We start from the raw sequence: 21985 nt of genomic DNA, 5'->3' as shown, positions 1-21985 counted from the left end.
TTGTCGCGAGCTCCTCGCAATGACGGTGGCGCGAGCAAGGCCCCTTACGACAACCGCATATCCAAGAGCCGCCGTCCTTCGCCCTTCAGCAGCTTCTTCACCGCGCTGGATGCCACGACCTCGCCGTCGTTGGCGTAGGCTTCGTGGTTCTTCTCGATGTCGTCGAGGCGGTAGAGGTAGTTGACCATGACACCGGCGGACTCGCGCATGCCCTTCGGTGAGAGGTCCCCTAGCCAGTTGATGCGCTCGAGCCGGGCGCCGTTGCCGAGATGGAAGCGGGCGACGGAGTCGATCAGCTTGCCCTTCGGCGTACGTGCCTTCAGGAAATAGTACGCCGCGAGCGGCTCCAGCAAGCTGCGCAGCAGCGCTGTCGTCTCGGGATGCTCGAACCATTTGGGATCGTCGAGACGCTTCAGCGTCTCGCAGTCCTCGTCCGACAGCGGCAGGTCCTTGTCCTGCTTCACCCATTGCATGAAGCCCGGAACCGGCGAGAGCGTCACGAAGGTGTCGAGCTTCGGCAGCTCGCGGCGCAGCTCCTCGACCACCTGCTTGATCAGGAAGCTGCCGAACGAGATGCCGCCAAGGCCACGCTGGGTGTTGGAGATCGAATAGAACACGGCAGTGCGCGCGCGCTCGATCGGCAGATGTTGGCGGTCCACCGCGAGCAGCGGCGCAATCGCACCGGGGATGGTCTCGGTCAGCGCCACCTCGACGAAGATCAGGGGCTCGTCGACCATCGCAGGGTGGAAGAAGGCGTAGCAGCGGCGGTCGACCGGATCGATGCGGCGGCGCAGATCGTCCCAGTCGGAGATCTCATGCACGGCTTCGTAACGGATGATCTTTTCGAGGATGTTGGCCGGGGTCGACCAGTCGATCCTGCGCAGCACGAGAAACCCCCTGTTGAACCACGAAGAGAGAAGATGCGAGACGTCGCGATCGAGCGCAGCGAGATCGGTGTGCCCGTTCATCATGCCGAGCAAATCGGCCCGCATGCTGACGAGGTCGCCGGTGCCGCCCGGCGCGCGGTTGAGGCGGCGGATCAGCTCCTGCCGGCGCGGCTCGGAAGCGAAATGCAGCGAGCTCGCGTCCTCGTCGGTGGGCTGGGCGCGCCATTTCTCGATCGCCTTGGACAGCCGCTCCCGATCGGGGCCGAAATCGCGCACCAGCGCCTCGAAGAAAGCGCGGCGTCCGGCCGCATCCAGCTCCTGGTAGAGATCGAGCACCTCGCGCGCCATCGCCGTGCCCGAGGCTTCGCCCCGGCCCGAGAGCAGCGCGTCGCAAAGCGCCATCAGCCCGGCGGCGTCTGGTTTGGTATCCGAGCCGTCGCCGCGGCGAAGCAGCGTGCGGCCGCGCTCGGAGATGGTGGCGAGCAGGTCGGAGAAGAAGGCGTTGGCCATCTGGACTTTTCGATTCCGGTTTGTGCGATGCGGAAGCTTACATGGGATTTAGGCGGAAGCCGATGACAATCAAGCAGGGGAATGCGGCATCTTTAGTTGGGCTGTGCGTTTCGAGAATGCTGTCATGCCCCGCGAGGGTTGTGTGACGCCACGCAACGCGCTGTCATGCCCCGGCTTGACCGGGGCATCCAGTACGCAGTGGCTTCTCGGTTCAAGCCGCGCCGTCTCTGGATACTGGATTGCCCGCCTTCGCGGGCAATGACGCCGAATTTGGAATAGCAGCCTACTTCCCCGCAAATTCCGTCGGCGTCCGCCCCGTCACCTGCCGGAACGCTGCCGAGAACGCCGGCACACTGGCATAGCCCAGCTGCGTCGCAAGCTGCTTCACCGACACGTTCGCATCCGTCGATAGCCGCTGGATCGCCGCCGCAATCCTTGCGCGCTGGCACCAGCTCTTGAAGCTCAGCTGCGTTTCCGTGGAGAACAGCCGCGACAGCGTGCGCGCGGAGGTTCCGACCGCGCGCGCCAGCGTGTCGATGTCGTGCAGGCCGGTAGGATCGTCGAGCACGATCATCGCGGCGCGGCGGCAGCGCACTTCGCGCGGCAGCGGCACGAAGGTCGTGGAATCCTCGGCCTGGTGCAATTCCAGCATCACGAGACGAACCAGCAGCTCGGTCCGCGCCTCGGTATTGCCCGCATCGAACAGCGCCAGGATCGCCTGGTGCAGCAGCGGCGACACCCGGACCACGAACTCCTTGGTCAGTCCCTCATATTGCTGCTCGCGCTTCAGCCAGGGCAGATCGAAATACAGCGTGCGCATCTCGATGTCGGCGAGCAGGTCGATAGCGTGCTCGAGCCCGGCGGGCACCCAGACCGCGCGGTCCGGCGGCACCAGCCAGCGCCCTCCGGGCGTCGTCACCTGCATGGTGCCCTTGGCGGCATAGATCAGCTGCGCCTCGCGGTGCAAGTGCGGGTCGATCCGCAAGCCCTTGGGATAGTCGCGCGCGACCAGGTGCACGCCCGCGGTCGAGCGGTGGTTGCCCCGGACCTCCCGGAGGATTGGCGTTTCGACGACAGTCATTGGCAGCATCCCGTCATGTCCGGGACATATAACTCATTTCGGAGCAGGAGAGGATTCGTATGAACAGCCCCAGCCGGGTCATCAGTTTCGTCAATGCCGGCCATTTCATCGACCATTATTCGATGCTGATCTTTGCCGCCGCCGTCATCATCATGGGGCCGGCGCTCGGCATGGCCTATTCGGAACTCTTGCCTTACGCGACGCCGGGCTTCGTCGCCTTCGGCGCGGGCTCGCTGCTCACCGGCTGGCTCGGGGACCGCTGGAGCCGCCGCCACATGATGCTGATCTTCTTCGTCGGCATCGGCGCCTCCATGATCGCGGTCGGCTTCGTGCAGACCCCGGCGCAGCTCGGCGCGGCGCTGCTCGCGATCGGCATGTTTGCCTCGATCTATCATCCCGTCGGCACCGCGATGATCGTGTCCTATGCCGACAAGCTCGGCCGCGAGATGGGGCTCAACGGCGTCTGGGGCAATCTCGGTGTTGCCTCCTCGGCGCTGGTCACCGGCGTGATCGGCCAATATCTCGGCTGGCGGTTTGCTTTCATCGTTCCCGGCATCGTCACCATCCTGATCGGCATCGCGTTTGCGCTGACGGTCGTGCACGAGGACCGCAAGGGCTCCAAGCAGGCGGCGGCGCAGGCGCGCGTCGCCAAGCAGGACATGTGGCGCGTGGTGTTGTCGCTCCTGATCGTCGTGATCGCGATCTCCACCACCTTCAACGCCGTCACCGTGGCGCTGCCGAAACTGTTCGCCGAGCGGCTCGCGGACCTGACCAAGAGCCCGGCGCTGCTCGGCGTCATCGCGGCCGGTGTCTACGTGTTCGGCGCGATGACGCAGTACACGATCGGCCGGCTGCTCGACCGCTATTCGCTGAAGACGGTGGCGCTGCCGCTGTCCTTCATGCTGGCGCCGTTCCTGTATCTGGCCGCAAGCCTGTCCAATCTGCCGCTGATCGTGGTTTCGATCGGCATAGTCATGGGCGCGTTCGGGCAGGTCACGGTGAACGACGCCATGGTCGGCAAGTACACCACGGAAGAATGGCGCTCGCGCGCCTATGCCGTGCGCTATTTCGTCGGCTTTACCGCGGCCGGTGCCTCGGTCGGCCTGGTCGCCTGGCTCTACGAGCAGGGCGGCTTCGTCACCATGCTGCACGCCTTCGCCGCCCTCTGCCTGCTCGCGATCGCCGCCGCACTGATCCTGCCGCGCGAGATCCGGGCGCCTCAGGCGGCGTGAAGCGCCATCGTGAGGTGCACTGCTCACGCTACACGTCATTGCGAGCGCAGCGAAGCAATCCAGAATCTTTCCGTGGAGGGACTCTGGATTGCTTCGTCGCAAGAGCTCCTCGCAATGACAGAGAACAGTCGCAATGACGGGGGATGTGGCGGCACGTCGCTTAGTGCCTGCCGATGATGCCATTCTGCCGGTGTTTTGCCCGACGTGTCAAACGCCGGTTGCCGCCGGAAAACCTCAACGCCAACAACGCCGTTCTACTGTGCATGGGGTTGTTTTCGCATTTTTTGTTGAAGCACCCCAACGCCCGGCAGCGCAAAGCCGGAACTCCCTCCGCCTCCCGCGGGTTCTACCCCTGTCGCCCCGGCGCTTCGCCGGGCAGATGAAGGGGGAATGACACCCGCATGCAGTGGAGCCTGCTCCGACCGGTCGGCCTTGTCCCCGCGGCGCTTGTCCTCACCACCATTGCGGCGAGTGCTGAGGGCGACAAATCGGCCGGTCCGTCCGAATTCCTCCTGGTGGCGCAGATCGTCTTGCTGATCGGGGTCGGCCGCGGTCTCGGCGAGATCATGCAGCGCATCGGCCAGCCCTCGGTGATGGGCGAACTGCTCGCCGGCATCATCCTGGGGCCGTCGCTGTTCGGCTGGATCTGGCCCGAGGCGCAGCACGCGATCTTCCCGAAGACGCCCGAGCAGAAGGCGATGATCGACGGCATCGCCCAGTTCGGCATTCTGCTGCTGCTGCTGCTGACCGGCATGGAGACCGACCTCAAGCTGGTCCGGAGGGTCGGCAAGGCGGCGATCGCGATCTCGATTGCCGGCATCCTCGTGCCCTTCGCCTTCGGCTTTGCGCTCGGCGAGTTCCTGCCGGATGCGCTGCTGCCCGATCCGCACGCGCGCCTCGTGGCCTCGCTGTTCATGGGCACCGCACTGTCGATCTCCTCGGTCAAGATCGTCGCCGTGGTCGTGCGCGAGATGAACTTCATGCGCCGCAATGTCGGGCAGATCATCGTCGCGACCGCCGTCATCGACGACACCATCGGCTGGATCATCATCGCCGTCATCTTCAGCCTGGCCTCGCACGGCACGCTCGATATCGCCTCCGTGGCCAAGGCCATGCTGGGAACGTTCGCCTTCCTGGCCGTCAGCTTCACCATTGGCCGTCGCCTGGTGTTCCAGCTGATCCGCTGGGCGAACGACAATCTCGTCAGCGCGGCGGCCGTCATCACGGTGATCCTGCTGTTGATGAGCGTCATGGCAATGATCACTCATCTGATCGGCGTCCACACCGTGCTAGGTGCCTTCGTCGCCGGCATCCTGGTCGGGGAGTCTCCGATCCTGACCCGGCAGATCGACGAGCGCCTGCGCGGCCTGATCTCGAGCTTCTTCATGCCGGTGTTCTTCGGCCTCGCCGGGCTCAGCGCCGACCTCTCGGTGCTTCGCGATCCCAATCTCCTGATGCTCACCGGCCTGCTGGTCGTGATCGCCAGCGTCGGCAAGTTCGGCGGCGCGTTCGTCGGCGGCACCCTGGGCGGGCTGAATGCGAGGGAATCGCTGGCGCTCGCCAGCGGCATGAACGCGCGCGGCTCGACCGAGGTCATCATCGCCACCATCGGCCTCTCCATCGGCGTGCTCAGCCAGAACCTGTTCACCATGATCGTGACCATGGCGATCCTGACCACGATGGCGATGCCGCCGATGCTGCGCGCGGCGCTGGCAAAGCTGCCGGTGAACGAGGAGGAGAAGGAACGGCTGGAGCGGGAAGAATTCGAGAAGCGTGGCTTCATCGCCAATCTCGAACGTCCCTTGCTCGCGGTGGACGAGAGCGTCAACGCCACCTTCGCCGCGCATGTCGCGGGCGTGATCGCCGGCATGCGCGGCCTGCCGATCACCGTGCTGCACATCGGCGAGCGCGCCAGGGAGCAGGACAAGGGCGAGGGCGAGAGCCACGAAGCCGTGGTGAAGAAGGCGGCCGCAACCGTCTCCGCCAATGGTGACGGCGAAGCCGGCAGCGTCGATGTCGTCACCCGGACCAGGCGCGCGGAGCTCGGCGAGACCATTGCCGACGAAGCGCGCAAGGGCTTTGACCTTCTCGTCGTCGGCATCGACAAGGTCGCTGCCGCCAAGGATCGCTTCGACCGGAAGATCGAGGACATCGCCGCCGAGTTCGAGGGGCCGCTCGCGATCGTGGTGGCCAAGGGCAGGCACTTGAAGCAGCCGGTGCCCGACGCGCTCAACATCCTCGTTCCGGTTTCCGGCAGCGGCGTCTCCAAGCGCGGCGCCGAGGTCGCGGTGGCGCTGGCGCAGGCCGGCTCAGGCTCGCTCCGGGTGATCTATGTGACGACGACGCGCGACAAGGGCGCGCAGCGCGGCACCTCTCGCGGACTGAGCCAGGAGACGGGCATCCTCAAGGACACCAGCGATCTCGCCGCCCGTTACGACGTCGACATCACCACGACGCTACGCGTGAACCGCGCGCCGGAGACGGCGATCCTGCGCGAGATCGACACCACCGACGTCGACCTCGTGGTCATGGGCGTCGACCGGATCCAGGCCGAGCATCTCTCCTTCGGCAGCGTCGCCGCCGCTGTGTTGAGGCAGTCGAAGGTGTCCGTGCTGCTGGTCTCGAGCGGCGAGGCGCGACAGGCACCGGCGGAGAAGGCGTAGAAGATGGTGCGCTCCCTCTCCCGCAAGCGGGAGAGGTTACACCGAGAACGCCGCGCCGCCGATCGTACCGATACTCTCAGGTCTTCACCTCCGCGACCACCTTCGCCTTCGGCGCTTTCTTCGACGCGCGCCAATTCTCGAAGCGCTGCACCACCACGAAGAAGGCCGGCACGAACAGCACTGCGAGGCAGGTCGAGGCCAGCATGCCCGAGAACACGGTGATGCCGATCGACTTTCGCGCGCTGGCGCCGGCGCCGGTGGCGAGCACCAGGGGCACCACGCCGAGGATGAAGGCGAACGAAGTCATCAGGATCGGACGGAAGCGGGCGCGCGCCGCCTCGATCGCGGAATCCAGGAGCGGCTTGCCGTCGCGGCCGTGCAGCTCCAGTCCGACCTCGACGATCAGGATCGCGTTCTTGGCCGACAGCGCAATGAGCAGGATCAAGCCGATCTGGCAGTAGAGGTTGTTGTCGATCTTGAGCCCGCTGAGGATCAGCATCGGCCCGAGCAGCGACAGCGGCACCGCGAGGATCACCGAGATCGGCGCGTACCAGCTCTCATACTGGCCGGCGAGCACGAGATAGACCAGCAGCATGGCGAGGCCGAACACCCAGTAGATCTGGTTGGAAACCGCCTTCTCCTGGTAGGACATCGCGGTCCATTCATAGCCGGTGCCCGGCGGCAGTGTCTTGTCTGCGATCTCTTCCATCAGCTTCAGCGACTGGCCGGAGGAATAACCCTGCGCCGGCAGGCCGATGACGGTCGACGATGGATAGAGGTTGTAGAGGCTGATCAGCGACGGGCCGGTGGCCGGCGTGATCTTGGCGACGGTGCCAATCGGGATCATGTCGCCGTTCGAGTTGCGGACCTGCATGTTGGCGATGTCGCGCTCGGTGACGCGGAAGGCCGGATCAGCCTGGGTGTAGACCTGGAACACGCGGCCGAACTTGTTGAACTGGTTGACGTAGGATGAGCCCAGATAGGTCGATAGCGCCGAGAACACCTGATCGGTGGTGACGTGCAGCGTCTGGGTCTTGACGCGATCGATCTCGACGTTGAACTGCGGCACCGACGAGCGGAACGAGGACTGCACGCGCTGCAGCGCGCTCTGGCTCTGGCCGTTACTGACCATCGCCCCGGTGATGGCCTGCAGCTTGGCGAAATCGCTGTTGCCGTCGCGCAGCTCGACCTGCATCGAAAATCCCGCGGCGTTGCCGATGCCCTGGATCGGCGGCGGCGGTAGCACGATGGTGCGCGCCTCCATGATGGTCGCGAGTTTGTCGTTGAGCCCGTACACCAGCGAGCGCAGATCCTCGCCGGGCCCTTTGCGGGCTTCCCAGTCCTTCAGGATGATGTAGGCGACGCCCGCATTGGCAAGGCTGGCGCTGTTGTCGAGCGCGGAGATGCCGGCGATGGTGATGACCTGCTGGACGCCTGGAGTGTCCTTGATCAGCTCGCTCGCTCTGTCGAGCACCGTCTGGGTTCGCTCCAACGCGGCGCCGTCGGGCAGCTGCACGGCAGCGATCAGATAGCCCTGGTCCTCGATCGGCAGGAAACCGGTCGGCACCCGCGACAGGCCGTAGCCGCCGATCCCGATCAGGACCAGCGCCACCGCGACCGAGACGGTGGCGTGCCGGACCAGGAAGCCGATCAGGCGGGTGTAACCGCGCTCGAGCCGGTTATAGACGGCGTTGAAGCCGCGGTAGAAGAAATTGCGCTGCTCCGGCGGCACCGCCGGCCGCAGCCAGAGCGCACACTGCGTCGGTTTCAAGGTCGCCGCGTTGATGGCGGAGAGAAGCGCGGTCGCGGCGATCACCAGCGCGAATTGCGAATAGATGCGCCCGGTCAGTCCTGCGAGGAACGAGGCCGGCAAGAACACCGAGATCAGCACCAGGGTGATGCCGACGATCGGCGCGAACAGCTGGTCCATCGCCCTGATCGCGGCGTCGTGGCCGTTCATGCCCTGCTCGATGTTGTGGGCTGCGCCTTCGACCACCACGATGGCGTCGTCGACCACGATGCCGATCGCCAGCACGATCGCGAACAGCGTCGACATGTTGATGGTGAAGCCAAGCGCCGCCATCGCGGCGAAGGCGCCGATGATGGTCACCGGCACGGTGGTTGCCGGCACCAGCATGGCGCGCCAATCCTGCAAGAAAACAAGGATCACGACCAGCACCAACAGGCCGGCCTCGATCAGCGTCATGTAGACCTCGTGCACCGAGGCCTCCACGAACTTGGTGGTGTCGAACGGCGTGTCGTATTTGATGCCTTCGGGGAAGTGCTTGGCGAGTTCCGCCATCTTCTTCTCGACCGCCTGCTCGACCTGGAGCGCATTGGCGCCGGGCGACTGGAATACGCCGATGCCGGTCGCGGGCTGCTTGTTGAGCGAGAAGATCTGGCTATAGGTCTGCGCGCCGAGCTCGACCCAGCCGACGTCGCGCACGCGCGTGACGTCGCCGCTGGTGCCCGATTTGACGATGATGTTCTCGAACTGGCTGGTGTCGTCGAGCCGTCCGTTGACGTTGAGCGTGTACTGAAACGCCTGGCCCGGCGGCGTCGGTGGCGCACCGACCTGGCCGGCGGAGACCTGCTGGCTCTGCTGCTGGATCGCGTTGATGACGTCCTGCGGCACCAGGCCACGGACTTGCAGCTTGTTGGGATCGAGCCAGACCCGCATCGAATACTGGCCGGCGCCGAACACCGTGACGTTGCCGACGCCGGGCAGGCGCGAGAGCTCGTCGCGGATGTTGATGGTGGCGTAGTTGCTCAGATACAGGCTGTCGTACTTCGCGTCGGGCGAGGTCAGCGTCACGAATAGCAGGATCGAGGTCGACCGCTTCTGCACGGTGACGCCCTGGTTCTGCACCGCCTGCGGTAATTGCGCCAGCGCGCTGGAGACGCGGTTCTGCACCAGCACCTGCGCGAAATTGAGGTCGGTGCCGATCTTGAAGGTCACGGTCAGCGTGTAGGTGCCGTCGGAGCCGCTGTAGGACTGCATGTAGAGCATGTCCTCGACGCCGTTGACCTGCTGCTCGATCGGCAGCGCCACGGTGTCGATCACGGTCTTGGCGCTGGCGCCGGGATAGCGCGTGGTGACCTGCACGGTCGGCGGCACCACATCGGGATATTGCGCGATCGCGAGATTGAACAGCGCGACGCCGCCGATCAGGATCATCAGCAGCGCGATGACGTTCGAGAGGACCGGCCGCTCGATGAAGAATTTTGAAATCATGGCCGGCGCTCCTACTTGGCAGAGGCCTGCGGCTGCTCGATCTTCGTCACTTGCGGGTCGATCTTCTGGCCCGGGATCACCCGCAGCAATCCCGCAATCACCACGCGGTCGTCCGGCTTCAGACCGCTCTCGATCACGCGCAGGCCATTGTCGACGGGACCGATCTGCACCTTGCGCTGCTCGACGACGTTGTCGCTGTTGACCACCAGCAGATAGCGGCCGCCCTGGTCGCTGCCGAGCGCGGTGTCGGGGACGAGCAGGGCGCTCTTCTCCTGGTCGAAGGGCACGCGGACGCGGACGAAGTAGCCGGGCAGCAGCACCCGCTTGTCGTTGGGCACGATGCCGCGCACGGCGAGCGTGCCCGTCGATGTATTGAGGGTCGGCGAGACGTAGTCGAGGTGGCCTTCATGCGGATAGCCGGTCTCGGTCTGGAGGCCCACTTGGATCGGCAACTGTTTGAGGTCGGCGACGGTCAACCCGCGGCGCGCCGCTTCGGCGCGGATGCGCAGCACGTCCTGCTCGTTGACCGTGAAGTTCACCCAGATCGGGTCCAGCGCGACGATCTGCGCGAGCTGGGTCGGAGAGGAGACGCCGACGAGCTCGCCGATCGAGACCAAGTGCGCGCTGACGATGCCGTCGAACGGCGCCGTCACCCTGGTATAGCTGTAATTGACCTCGGCGAGCCTGGTATTGACCTGGGCCTGCTGCAGACTGGCCTGCGCGTTGTCGCGGGTGGATGTCGAGGTGTCGAGCGTGGACTGCGAGACCGCCTGGCGCTGCACGAGCTCGACCTGGCGCTTGTAATCGGCTTCGGCCTGCTTGACCGTGGCCTGCGCGCCGACCTCCGCGGCCTTCGCCTGCTCGACCTTAAGCTTGTAGGTCTCCGGCTCGATGGTGAAGAGCTGGGTGCCCTGCTTGACGAAGCTGCCGTCCTGATAGTCGATCGATTGCAGAAAACCTTGCACGCGCGCGACGAGATCGACGCTCTTGATCGGCGCAGTGTTGCCGGTGGCTTCGACATAGCGCGTCACGGCGCGCTGCACCGGCTTTGCCACGTCCACCTTGGGCGGCGGCGGTGCCACGAAGGTGTTCTTGTCCTCGCAGCCGGCGAGCGCGATCACGGCGATTGCCGTTACCAAGGCTCGCCCGACATGTCTCCACGCTTCCTTACATCGTGCCGGAGATGCGGGATTCGCGCGTGTCATTCGGTGGCCCCCGGGTTGCTGTCTGTCGGTGCGGCAGGCTACCAACAAATGCCCGTCCGTGGAACACCATAGCCATGGCAGTCAGCGGCCTTGCACTGCAAACGGCGGCGTGGCCTTTGACAGGTTTGTCATGACAAATGGCTTTTCACTGAGCGCACGATCGACCAGAATTGTGTCAAAGGCCATGTGACCGACGTGATGCATTCAGAAGAAGAAAAGGTGAGGAGACCATGACATGCCCACGTCGCTCCAGTCGGCCCTTGCCAGCCTCGTTCTCGCAGCGGCGGCGCCATGCCCGCGCTAGCTGATGGCCTGAAGGACGAGATCGCACCGACCGGCAAGCTGCGGGTTGCGATCGCGATCAGCCCGGCGGGCGGTGCGTTCTGGTCGACCAAGACCGAGGCCGGCTATGCCGGCGTTCCCGTCGATCTCGGCAAGGAGTTGGCGGCGCAACTCGGCGTGCCCGTCGAATACGTCGTGCATCAGAATTCCGGCCAGATCACCGACGCCGCGTCGAAAGGCACATGGGACGTCACCTGGCTTCCCAAGGATCCCGAGCGCGAGACCAAGATGATGTTCGGCCCGATCTACGAGGTCGCCGACGCCACCTATATCGTCAAACCCGGTTCGAACATCGCCAACTTTGCCACGCTCGACCAGGCGGGCGTTAAGGTCGCGGCCGTCAATGCCACCACCACCATGCGCGGCGCCATCGCGCATCTGAAGAACGCGAAGGTCACGGGCTATCAGACCTATGACGAGATCTTCGGCCTCCTCAAGAGCGGCGAGATCGATGCCTTCGCGCTGTCGCGCGACCAGCTCAACAAGCTGGCGCAGAAGATTCCGGGGACAAAGGTGCTCAACGAGACCTTCAAGAAGACCGTGACCGCTGTCGCCGTCCCGCACGGCCACAGCCAGGCATTGGCGTTAATCACCAAATTCATGACGGAGGCCACCACGAACGGCACGCTGCGCAAGGCCTATGACAACAACGGCCTGAAGGATTCGCCGATCCGGACGGAATAGCCTCGGCGTGGTTTGTACACGATCCGGCTAGATCCCGGTCACAGCCGCCCCACGCGCATGCCACGCTGAAAGCACCGCGCTTTCCTCATCGGAGCTGAGACCGACCACCGGCCCGTTGCTGGCGCGGAGCCAATGAAGCGTATCGCGCGCGGTCATCCCGATCGGCCGTGCGGTCAAGCCGGCCGCGCGCGCCGGCGAGGTGTCGCGCGTCAGGAATCCGGCGAAGTCGGGCAGGGGCAGCCACAGCGGCAGCGACCGCGGACCCGCCCAGCGCCGCACGTCATGCGCTTCCAGAAAGGCGCGATCGACCCACGTGAACGTGCACGAGGCGTCCAGCGCTGAGGCGCATTCGGCCAGGAATTCGCCGCGCGTGCGCACCGGTCCGATCCCATCGTAGATGCCCGTGAGGCCAACCTCTGCCGCATGCACGATCCATTGCGCGAGGTCGCGCACGTCGATGGATTGGACCGCATCATCCGGCGATCCCGGCGCCAGCACCTCGCCGCCGCGCGCGAGCCGTGCCGCCCAATAGGCGAACCGTCCCGTCGGGTCCTCCGGCCCGGCGATGAGGCCGGCCCGGCAGATGAAGGCATCGTCGCCGACAGCCTGCTCGCAAGCGACCTTGGCGGCGCCGTAAATGGCATCGGTGCTGTGCTCCAAATCCTCCGCCGCGGGCTCGCGCAATGGCGCCGTGTCGGCGCGTTGTCCTGGTATCCGGTTATCCGCATACACACTGATCGTCGACACGAAAGTCCAATGCACGCCCGGCCGCTTCAGCGCCGCGACTGCGCGACGGACCTGGCCGGGATGACGCGAGACGTCGACCGCGGCATCGAACGTCTCGCCCGCGAGCGGCGCAAGACCGTCGGCCACATCACGGTCGACCCGAATGAAGCGCGCGCCCGCCGCAATCGGCCCCGCCAGGCCGCGCGCGGCGCAGGTCACGTCATGACCGGCGGCGCAGGCATGGGCCGCGACCGCCCGCCCGAGAAACTGGCTGCCGCCGAGAATGAGGATGCGCATGGGATGGTCCGTGCCGCTGATGAGACGAGAGACTACAACGTCCGGTAGCGCTTGCAACCGATCTGTCAGCGCCCCTTGATCTCCGCGTACTTCGCCATCGCGCGCTCGAACTTTCGGTTGAACAGCCACATCGCGGCAAGGATCTCGCGGAAGCTTGCGGAGGCTCGCGCCCGGTCGGCCTGTCCGAAAGCAAAGATGCTGTTGTTGCGCAGGTGCTTCATGATCGTGGGGCTGGACACCCTGTAGTTCAGGAGATCGCCCGATTTGAGCGCGGATCTGGTCGGGGTGGGCACGATCTGGATCAGCTCGAATAGCTTCATCTGGTCGATCGGGTCGGGCAGCGTCTTCACGATTCCCGGGATCTCCCGGAACAGATCGGCATGCGCGTTCATCAGGCCGTCGCGCACGTTGGTCCAGTGATTGAAGCGGTGATCGGAGCCGCGGGCGCGCGCCTCCTCCTTGTCGTCGCGCGCGCTCAGTTCGGGATCGAGCGCTGCGATCTCGCCCTTGATGGCCTCCCATTTCCTGCGGCCGTTGCGGTCCTCGGACGGGCCGGTCTGAAAGCTGCCCATATAGGTGTTCGAGCGTCCGTTACGAACATTCTGCTTGCCGTTGGTTTCTGCAAAGAACAGCCCGAGGCTGATGCGCCCCGCAGCGTCCGCGTGGCCAGGTGCAAGTCCCTTGGCACGCGCGATCGCCGTGGCGAGATGGACGACGTCCTCGAACGGCGTCGGCGAGTTCTGCGCATTGGCAGGCGGCGCCTCCATGATGTCGAACAGTTTCGAATATTCGTCGATCAAAGGCTCGATGTCGGCGTCGAAATAGGCTGGAGGAATCTCGAACTTATTGGGCTTTCCGATTCTAGCGGGAATGGCGTCAGTGAGATCCTTGTAGGTGCTGATGACGGCGACGCGCGCCAGATACAGCGCCTGTCCCGGCAGGTTCGGCAGCGGCTGCTTCGCCTCGATCTGGCGCCGCCGCTCGGTCAGGACCGACTTGAAGTCGGCGAGCGCCCGCTCGTAGGCGGCGAGCGCCTCGGATTGTTTTGCCGTGAGCGTGCCCTGCTGTCCGACGGTGGGTGCCGTCAAGAGGGCGAGCGCCGTCAAGGCAGCGGCAACAAGATATCTCGGTCCCATGCGGTTCCCCGGCAGCTGTCGAATCGTCGCCACGGAACGTAAGCATCAGACGCGGAGGCTGGCGAGATGCAATCTCTCCCGAGCCGACGGCTGCCCTCTCCACCTATAGCGCGCGCTTCGAACTTTCCGGGGCGAGCAGGATGCCGATGAAGGCGCAGGCCGCGATCGCCTCGAAGTAGAGGATCACAGGGGTGAAGCTGCCGCTCGATCCCATCAGGGCGGTGCCGACCAGGGGCGCGATGCCGCCGCCCAGGATGATGCCGAGCTGCTTGCCGAGCGAGGAGCCGCTGACGCGAACCTCTGTCGGAAACTGCTCCGCCGTGAAGGCTGCTTCCGGCGCAAACATCATGGCGTGAATGATTCCGATCGAGACGACCAGGCCCATGACGAGCAGTGTCGGGTCCTTGGTCGCGACGAGCTGGAAGTAGATCGGGTACCACGCCGCCGCCAGCAGGATGCCGATCGCGATGAACGGACGGCGGCCGAAGCGGTCCGAATAGGCCGCGATCAGCGGCACCATGCACATTTCCAGCACGTTGGCGACCATGGTCCCGAAGGTGACGCTGGACTGCGCCATGCCGAGCGACTTGACGGCATAGCCGAGCACGAAGACCGTGCTCATGTACTGGAACGTGCTGTGCGCCATATTGACGAGGCAGCCGAACAGCACCGATTTCTTCCACGACCGCGCCACGTCGAGCAGCGGTGCCCTCGGCCGCGCGGCTGAGGCCTGGACCGCCTTGAAAAGGGTCGACTCGTCGACCTGGAGGCGGATGTAGGTGCCGAGCACCACCAGGACGAGGCTGAGCACGAAGGGCACGCGCCAGACCCATTGCGCAAAATCCTGCGGGGTCGAGACGAAACCGAGCAAGGCGATGAAGCCGGAGGCCAGGATCACGCCGATCGGACCGGACGCGTTGACAAAGGAGGCGAAGAATCCGCGTCTTGCTGACGGCGCATTCTCCAGCGTCAGCGACACCGCGTTCATGTATTCGCCGCCGAAGGCAAACCCCTGCACGAAGCGCAAGGCGACCAGCGCGATCGGCGCCAGGAGCCCGATCGAATCGTAGCTCGGCAGGCAGCCGATCAAGAAGCTCGCGAGACCCATCAGCACGAAGGTGATCGTCAGCATCGCCTTGCGGCCGAGCTGGTCGCCGTAATGGCCGAACACCATGCCGCCGAGCGGGCGGGCGACGAAGCCGACTGCAAACGTCGCATAGACCGCCAGCATGCTCGCCGTCGAATCCATCTTCGGAAAGAAGAAGCGGTCGAAGACGATGGGGGCGGTGAAGGCGTAGATGAAGAAATCGTAGTGTTCGATCACCGATCCGAGCGAGGACGCGATCACGAGCTTACGGAACGCCGGCGTGATTGGCGCCGCCTCGGCGCGACTGGTCGCCCCGGTTATGACCTCGGCAGTGTTGCTCATACGTTTCCCCTCTCTGCTTTTGCTTATGTCGTCTCTAGGCGCGCCGGCCTGGCGGCGGAAGGAGGCAGGCCTCGCCTCCGCCCAGGATGCAAAGACTTGTCAAATGGCGCTCACCGCGCCTCGTCGACGACTGGATTGCGCAGGATTGCGAGCTTCTCGACCTCGACCTCGACGACGTCGCCGGGCTTCATCCAGAGCGGCGGGGTGCGCTTGGCGCCGACACCGCCGGGCGTGCCGCTGACGATGACGTCGCCGGGCTCGAGCCGGGTGAAGGTCGAGCAATATTCGATCTGGCGCGGGATATCGAAGATCATGTGCTTGATCTGCGCTTCCTGCACGACCTGCCCGTTCAGGCGTGTGATGAGCTTGAGCTCGCCAAGCTCGCCGAGCTCGTCCGGCGTCATCATCCACGGGCCGAACGCGCCGGTATCGGGAAAATTCTTGCCCGGCGTGAACTGGTGGGTGTGGCGCTGGAAATCGCGGATGCTGCCGTCGTTGTAGCAGGAGTAGCCGGCAACGTGACCCATCGCTTCGCTGCGGGAGATGTATCGTCCGCCCTTGCCGATGATGACCGCGAGCTCGCCCTCGAAGTCGAGATGGGTCGAGACGCGCGGCCGGATGATGGGCTTCAGATGCCCGGTCTGACTGTTGGAATAGCGCGAGAAGATGGTGGGGTGCTCGACCTCGGGGCGGCCGGTTTCCTTCCGGTGCGTCTCGTAGTTCAGGCCGACGCACAGGATCTTGTCCGGGTTCGGAATAACAGGCAGCCAGCTGAGCCCCGCAAGCGGCGTGGCGGCCGCCTTGGGCTTCGCGTCCGCGACGCCTGCGAGGGTACCTGCGATGGCGGCCCTCAGATCGGCATAGCGGGTGGCGAGCACGGCGCCGACATCGAGGAAATTGCTGCCCTCGACAAGGCCCCAGGTCGTCCGTCCGTCGATCGCAGCGGTCGCGAGTTTCATGCTGTCTTCTCCATTTTGAAATCCGGATCGGGATGGCCGTGCAGGCGCGAAGTGACCTCGTGCAAGAGATTGCCGAGCTCGGCCGCGTTGCGCGCCGCCCCGAACACGTAATGATCGGGCCGTACGATCGCGGCCACGACGCCGTGGCGGTCGAACCAGCGGGCCAGTACGCCGTCGGTCTCTTCGAGCACGCCGGATGCATCGGCGCCGGCAGGCGCGATTGTCGTCGCGATCAACTGCGGATGCGCGGCGCAGAGCGCCATGAGGGAGGGGGCCTCGCTGCGGCGGCCGTCGATGAGCACGCGTAAGCGGGGTCCGGTGATCTTGTCGAGCAGGCAAGGCGCGCCATCGTGCAGGACCTGAGGCTGCGGAAACAGGCTGCCGCGCGCGGCTCCATCCTGATCGGCCAGGAAGCCCGTGCGGAGCGGCGGGATGATCTCCTGCCGCGTGATTTCGAGCGGCTTGCCGCCGCCTTCGATCAGGATCTGCGCATCGCGGCGTCGCGCGGCGGCCGGATCACGCTCGCAGATCGACTGGCCGATCGCCTTGATCTTTCCGGTCAGCTCGATCACGTGCTGCTTGCGCTCGGCCGTGTAGCTGTCGAGCAGGATGTCGGGCGAAACGCCCCTCAGCACGGAATCGAGCTTCCAGACGAGATTGGTCGCATCGCGCAGGCCCTGGCACATGCCCTGGCCGATGAAGGGTGGCTGTTGATGCGCGGCATCGCCGGCGATGATGATGCGATCGTTGCGCCAATCAGCGGCAACCAGGGCGTGGAAACGATAGGATGCCGCGCGCCACAATTCGCCATCCTCCGGCGCGAGCCACGGTGCGAGCAGCTTCCATACATTTTCCGGCCGCGCCATCTGCCTGGGGTCTTCGCCCGGCAGCAGCATGATCTCCCAGCGGCGATGGTTGTTAGGGCCGATCAGGAAGCTGACGGGGCGCGTCGGATTGCAGAACTGCGCGGAGTTCTGCGGCAGCTTTGCGAGCGCGGCCTGATTGACCCGGACGTCGACCACGAGCCAGGGCTCATCGAAGATCAGGTCTTCGAGCACGATGCCGGCGATCTGTCGCACCGTGCTCGAGGCACCATCGCAGCCGAGGACGTAACGCGCCGTCACCGTCCGCGATTGTCCTGCCGCATCCTTCAACGTCGCCCCGACGCGGTCTGTCCGCTGCACGAGATCGACCAGCTCGACGCCGAGCTCGGCACGGACACAGGAAAAGCTCAAGGCGTGACGGCGCAGCTCGGCCTCGACCGGCGGCTGGCTGAACACCATGCTGGGCGTGTAGCCGAGCGGGTAGGGCTTTTCGATCATGTGGACGCGCCGGATCAATTGACCGTCGACGCCAAAATGCTCGGAGGCGGTGAAGGGCTCGACATGGGGCGCGATCGCATCGGCCAATCCCATATTGTCGAAGTGACGAAAGATCTCGTGATCGAGCGCGATCGCACGTGGCCTGTCGTAGATGTCGGTGAGGCGATCGACGACGAGCGTGCGATGGCCGAGACGGCCGAGCAGCCCGGCCGCGACGGCGCCGGTCGGTCCGAAGCCGACGACGAGCACATCGTAATCCGCGGTGGCGGCGGACATCATCATGCGCGGCGATCCCTATCGAAGAGCACGGAGAGTTGCGCGGTCTTGCAGGCCTCGCTCTTGGGCGGCGCAATGCCCCATTGGTCGGTGCGTCCCGGCGGCCAGACCCATTCCGCGGGCCCCTTCGCGCGATAGCTGTCGTCGACCTGGAGGACTTCGGCGGTGTATTCGATGACGGCCCCGTCCGGATCGATGAAATAGGCGAACACGTTGTCGCCGGGCCCATGCCGGCCGACTCCCCAGCCGATCGGAAAGCCGTGATCAATCATGCGGCCGGAGCCGCGCATCACCGACTCCAGATCCGGCATCAAGAAGGCGACGTGGTTGAGACCGTTGCTTGGTGCTTCCGCGAGCACGACAGCGTGGTGATCGCTGTTGCAGCGCAGGAATGCCATCAGCTTCGAGCGGTCGGTCAGGCGAAAGCCGAGCACCTGCTGGTAGAGCGTCGAGAGCTTTTCGATGTCGGCGCTGTTGATGTTGACGTGGGCGAGCCGCTCGGGGCGGTCAGCCACGATGCGCGCCGTCTTGGTGCGATCGCCGTGGACGAACTCCATGCAGCAGCCCTGCGGCTCGCGGATCACGAAGTGCGTGCCGCCCGATGGCGCGTGCGATGGCCCGGGCAGCGTGATGATCTCGCAATCCGCCTCGCGTGCGCGCGCGAACAGGCGGTCGAGATCGTCGCGCGAGCGGACGCGAAAAGTGACTTTGCAGAGCGCAGTCCGCTCGCCCTGCGAGAGCTCGAGAACGTGAAAATCCGCGCCCGTCGCGGCGAGATAGACCGTGCCCTCGGCTTCGGCCGCGACATCGAGGCCCCAGACCTTCGTATAGAAGTCGGCGGAGACGCCAAGGCGCGGCGTCGCAATCTCGACGCTGCGCAACGCGACCACCGGAAAATCGGACATCGGGCTTCCTCGTCAAGGCAGAGGGCCGCACCCGAATAGCCGCGGATCGCCCACCAAGCCGGTTGTTGTTGGCGAACGAGTAATCTATATAAATCTATCCGTAAAGGCGAAATTTATAAATTATTTGGCGCTTGCCGCCTGATGTACAAAAAATCTCGATGAATCAGTGGGACGCCATGAGCTCAGACCTGTCGAGCCCGAAGACCGACGCGCCGGCGACGCTGGCGACGAGCATCTATGCCCGCCTCAAGGCCGACATCCTGACCACGCGCCTTGCGCCCGGACGCAAGCTCCAGTCGCGCTTTCTGATGGAGCACTACAATGTCGGGCAGACCCCGCTCCGCGAGGCGCTCAACCGTCTCACCACCGAGGAGTTCGTCGTCGGCATGGAGCAGCGCGGCTTCTACGTGAAGCCGGTCAGCAAGGACGAGCTCCGGGAATTGACCAAGACGCGCTGCTGGGTCGAAGGGCTGGCCTTGCGCGAATCCATGCAGAACGCGACGCAAGAATGGGAGGAGGCGCTTCTGGTGACGCATCACCGCCTCGACCGCACGCCGCGTTCGCTCGATCCGGAAAAGTTCGCGGACAATCCCGAGTGGGAAAAGGCGCACCGCGCGTTTCACGCGACGCTGATTGGCCTGTGCGGCTCGCGCCCGCTGCTCGGCTTCTGCGAGCAGCTTGCCGACCGGCTCTACCGCTATCGCATGATGTCGATCGCGAAGGCCTACCCGGTCCGGAAGATCGGGACCGAGCATGCACAGATCCTCCAGGCCGTGCTCGACCGGAAGACCGACGATGCCGTCGCGCTGCTGCAGCAGCACTATCAGCGCACGGCGGATGTTATCGATTCGGATCTCGAGACAGTGCTGCCGAAGTCCGACACGCCTTACGCAGCGCGATAGTCCGGCGCCGTGGCCAAGAATTTGGCATAGGCATCCGCATCCGGCGGCGAGAAGCGCCCGGCGAGCCCGCCGCGCTTCTGGTTCTTCGCGCCGATATCGGCCATCAGCTCGTCGAAATGGCGGTAGTGATACGGCGCGACGCACAGGCCGCCATAGACGCCCGCGGCCGGCCGTTCGACGCGCTTGAAGTGCAGCATCATCTCGATGTTGTCGCGCATGGCTTGCGCCGTCGGTTGGTTGGCGAGCTGGCCATCGGCATAGCGCACCAGCCAGTTCGCGGCGAGATCGGCGCAGAGCACGGTGCAGAACGATGAATTGAAGCCGACGAAGCCGAGCTCGGGCAGATCAGGGTTGGCGATCAGGCGATAGAGCCGGTACTGCCCGTCGGCATCGACCAGCTTTTGCTGATAGGCCGCGGGCAGGAACGGCACGCCGAGCTTGTAGCCGATCGCGAGCACGGCAATGTCGGCGCCGATGCGCTCGCCGCCGCTCATCACGATGCTGTCGCCGTCATAATGATCGAACGTGCCGAACACCGCCTTGATGCGGCCGTCGGCGACCATGGGATAGAAGCCCGGCGTTGCGATCGGCACCGAGCAGTTGACGCCGTCCTCGATCCGCTCCTTCGGAACCATGTTGCACCGGTTGAGCTTGAGCTGCGCCTTCAGCAGGCTCTCCAGCCCGCGCCAGTTCGTCCAAACCAGCGGCGCGGCGAGGCGGTGCGCGAGCCGGGCCATCGTGCTGATGCCCCAGCCCGGAAACATCTCCTCCTGCGCGCGGATGTAGAGGATGCGCTTGAAGTTCACGAGCCCGCCGATGAAATAGGGGATGCGCCAGACCGGCTCGCGCATCACGATGGTGACCTCGCGCGCGCCTGCCTTGACTGCGTTCACGGCGATATCGGTCGCGGATTTCGAGCCGCCGAGCACGACGACGCGCCGCCCTTTTGCCAGGGCGGCATCATTGTATTTCGACGAATGCAGAATCTGGCCGCCGTTTGCCACAAAGCCGTCCTCGCCCGGGCAATGCAGCTCGCGCGGTTCGTTGAACTGACCGGTGCAGACCGCGACGAAATCGAAGTCTTCCTGCGACGTCGCACCGTCCTTGCCGCGCAGCCCCAGCGCCCAGCCCGGTTTGCCGTCGGCGCGCCGCGCCATCCCGGCGATCTCGGTGTTGAGGCGCAGCATGCGGTCGAGGCCAAAACTCTTCGCGTAGTCGGCGAGATAGGCGTGGACCTGCGGCCCGGTCGGCCATTCCGGATAGGCGTCCGGCATGGCGCGGTCGGTGTAGCGGTAGAGCTCCTTCGGGCTCTGGGTCTGCACTTCGGGATAGGAGCGCGCCGGCTCCCAGACGCCGCCGAGATCGCCGCTGCGCTCGATGATGGTGACGCGGTGACCGCGGATGGAGAACGCTTTTGCGGCGGCAAGGCCGGAGACGCCGGCGCCGATCACGCAGACATGCTTCGGAGTGATCATGAGTTTGCTCGCAATCAGTGTGTTTCGCGCGCAAGCGGCCACGTTCGGCCGCAAGGCGCGGCCGACGGAGCTGCAAGCAGATGAAAGTGACGAGGAGGCGGGCGCCTAGTCGTTCGCCTCTGGCGGCAGGAAGTCGACCTCGTGCAGCGCCGAGATGCGTACGACTTCGGCAGGGTCGGTCAGGTTGTGCAGCTGGTTGAACAGCGCCTCCAGCTTCTGCATCGGCGAGACCCAGAACAGCGCGCGGCACGGCTTGTCGGACTTGTTGAAATAGCCGTGCGGGATGCCGCGCGGCATGCGCACGAGGTCGCCGGCATGGGCCTTGACCCATTGGCCGTCGAGCTTGAGGTCGAGCGTGCCCTCCTGCACCAGGATGAACTCGTCCTGGGTCGGATGGATGTGCACCGGCACGAACTGGCCGGGATCGCTGTTGGTCTCGAACGCGAAGGTGGAGTCGGTCACGGCCTTGGGGAAATAGACCTGGCCCAGGATGTTCCAGCTCTTGCCGCCATAGCCCGTGCCGTTTGCAGTAATGCCCTTTTCGAGTGCAGTCATGCTCGCCTCCTCATGGATTCCGGCGGGGATGGAGCATCGGCCAGTCGTGGCCCGCCTGTCTATCCGCTAAACGAATCCGCAACGGCTGTTGCCATGCAGCACGACGATTTTGCGGATGCGGCCCTTTTCGCTGTCACGGAACTATTATAGGCTTAAAGTAATTC

General features: G+C 65.1%; 15 protein-coding genes and 1 pseudogene. 4 read left to right on the top strand and 12 right to left on the bottom strand.

Annotated features, from left to right (window positions below; all coding sequences use genetic code 11):
- Positions 1–44: 44 nt before the first annotated feature.
- Positions 45–1397 (bottom strand): malonyl-CoA decarboxylase, encoded by a 1353-nt coding sequence (locus LRP30_RS35780; RefSeq protein ID WP_249757857.1) that lies wholly within the window; start codon positions 1395–1397, stop codon positions 45–47.
- A gap of 283 nt (positions 1398–1680) precedes the next feature.
- Positions 1681–2478 carry a helix-turn-helix transcriptional regulator gene (locus tag LRP30_RS35775; RefSeq protein ID WP_249757856.1) on the bottom strand — a complete coding sequence of 266 codons (798 nt, stop codon included), beginning with the start codon at positions 2476–2478 and terminating at the stop codon, positions 1681–1683.
- Between the two features lie 59 nt (positions 2479–2537).
- Between LRP30_RS35775 and LRP30_RS35770 the strand changes: the two genes are divergently transcribed.
- Entirely contained in the window at positions 2538–3710 is a 1173-nt protein-coding gene (locus tag LRP30_RS35770; RefSeq protein WP_128945762.1) for an MFS transporter, read from the top strand.
- A 401-nt stretch (positions 3711–4111) separates the two neighbouring features.
- On the top strand, positions 4112–6373 hold the full coding sequence (locus tag LRP30_RS35765) for a cation:proton antiporter (protein ID WP_249757855.1): 2262 nt from the start codon (positions 4112–4114) through the stop codon (positions 6371–6373).
- 76 nt (positions 6374–6449) lie between these two features.
- Here the strand turns inward: LRP30_RS35765 and LRP30_RS35760 are convergent, their stop codons facing one another.
- Together LRP30_RS35760 and LRP30_RS35755 are read right to left on the bottom strand one after the other, a co-directional pair.
- A complete protein-coding gene (locus tag LRP30_RS35760; protein ID WP_128937856.1) occupies positions 6450–9608 on the bottom strand; it encodes a multidrug efflux RND transporter permease subunit in 3159 nt (1052 codons plus the stop codon).
- An 11-nt stretch (positions 9609–9619) separates the two neighbouring features.
- A complete protein-coding gene (locus tag LRP30_RS35755; RefSeq protein WP_249757854.1) occupies positions 9620–10813 on the bottom strand; it encodes an efflux RND transporter periplasmic adaptor subunit in 1194 nt (397 codons plus the stop codon).
- 235 nt (positions 10814–11048) lie between these two features.
- On the opposite strand from LRP30_RS35755, the pseudogene LRP30_RS35750 reads away from it, so the two are divergent.
- Positions 11049–11839, top strand: a pseudogene (locus LRP30_RS35750) (ABC transporter substrate-binding protein).
- A gap of 27 nt (positions 11840–11866) precedes the next feature.
- Here LRP30_RS35750 and LRP30_RS35745 read toward each other — a convergent pair.
- The 6 genes from LRP30_RS35745 to LRP30_RS35720 form a co-directional block, all read right to left on the bottom strand.
- Entirely contained in the window at positions 11867–12862 is a 996-nt protein-coding gene (locus tag LRP30_RS35745; protein ID WP_249757853.1) for an NAD-dependent epimerase/dehydratase family protein, read from the bottom strand.
- A gap of 65 nt (positions 12863–12927) precedes the next feature.
- A complete protein-coding gene (locus LRP30_RS35740; RefSeq protein WP_249757852.1) occupies positions 12928–13998 on the bottom strand; it encodes a hypothetical protein in 1071 nt (356 codons plus the stop codon).
- Positions 13999–14101: 103 nt separating this feature from the next.
- Complete coding sequence (locus LRP30_RS35735; protein ID WP_128937852.1) at positions 14102–15427, bottom strand: MFS transporter; 1326 nt, start codon at positions 15425–15427, stop codon at positions 14102–14104.
- Between the two features lie 110 nt (positions 15428–15537).
- Positions 15538–16386: a fumarylacetoacetate hydrolase family protein gene (locus tag LRP30_RS35730; protein ID WP_249757851.1), complete on the bottom strand. Its 849-nt coding sequence runs from the start codon at positions 16384–16386 to the stop codon at positions 15538–15540.
- Entirely contained in the window at positions 16383–17987 is a 1605-nt protein-coding gene (locus LRP30_RS35725; protein WP_249761908.1) for a bifunctional 3-(3-hydroxy-phenyl)propionate/3-hydroxycinnamic acid hydroxylase, read from the bottom strand. Before LRP30_RS35725 ends, LRP30_RS35730 begins: the two co-directional genes overlap by 4 nt.
- Positions 17987–18889: a VOC family protein gene (locus tag LRP30_RS35720; protein WP_249757850.1), complete on the bottom strand. Its 903-nt coding sequence runs from the start codon at positions 18887–18889 to the stop codon at positions 17987–17989. Before LRP30_RS35720 ends, LRP30_RS35725 begins: the two co-directional genes overlap by 1 nt.
- A 176-nt stretch (positions 18890–19065) precedes the next feature.
- On the opposite strand from LRP30_RS35720, the gene LRP30_RS35715 reads away from it, so the two are divergent.
- Positions 19066–19791 carry a GntR family transcriptional regulator gene (locus LRP30_RS35715; RefSeq protein WP_091880341.1) on the top strand — a complete coding sequence of 242 codons (726 nt, stop codon included), beginning with the start codon at positions 19066–19068 and terminating at the stop codon, positions 19789–19791.
- On the opposite strand, the gene LRP30_RS35710 is transcribed toward LRP30_RS35715, so the two are convergent.
- Positions 19776–21266 carry an NAD(P)/FAD-dependent oxidoreductase gene (locus LRP30_RS35710; RefSeq protein WP_249757849.1) on the bottom strand — a complete coding sequence of 497 codons (1491 nt, stop codon included), beginning with the start codon at positions 21264–21266 and terminating at the stop codon, positions 19776–19778. The two genes, LRP30_RS35715 and LRP30_RS35710, sit on opposite strands and share 16 nt — an antisense overlap.
- Before the next feature lie 105 nt (positions 21267–21371).
- The gene (locus tag LRP30_RS35705) at positions 21372–21821 is read right to left on the bottom strand and encodes a cupin domain-containing protein (RefSeq protein ID WP_024339447.1); all 450 of its coding nucleotides are present in this window, start codon (positions 21819–21821) and stop codon (positions 21372–21374) included.
- Between the last annotated feature and the right edge of the window lie 164 nt (positions 21822–21985).

Origin of the sequence: Bradyrhizobium sp. C-145 (assembly GCF_023375135.1) — a bacterium.
In the GTDB taxonomy this organism is placed as follows: domain Bacteria; phylum Pseudomonadota; class Alphaproteobacteria; order Rhizobiales; family Xanthobacteraceae; genus Bradyrhizobium; species Bradyrhizobium zhanjiangense.
The sequence above is the reverse complement of the archived record's forward strand: the minus strand, read 5'-3'. Positions and strand labels throughout refer to the sequence as shown.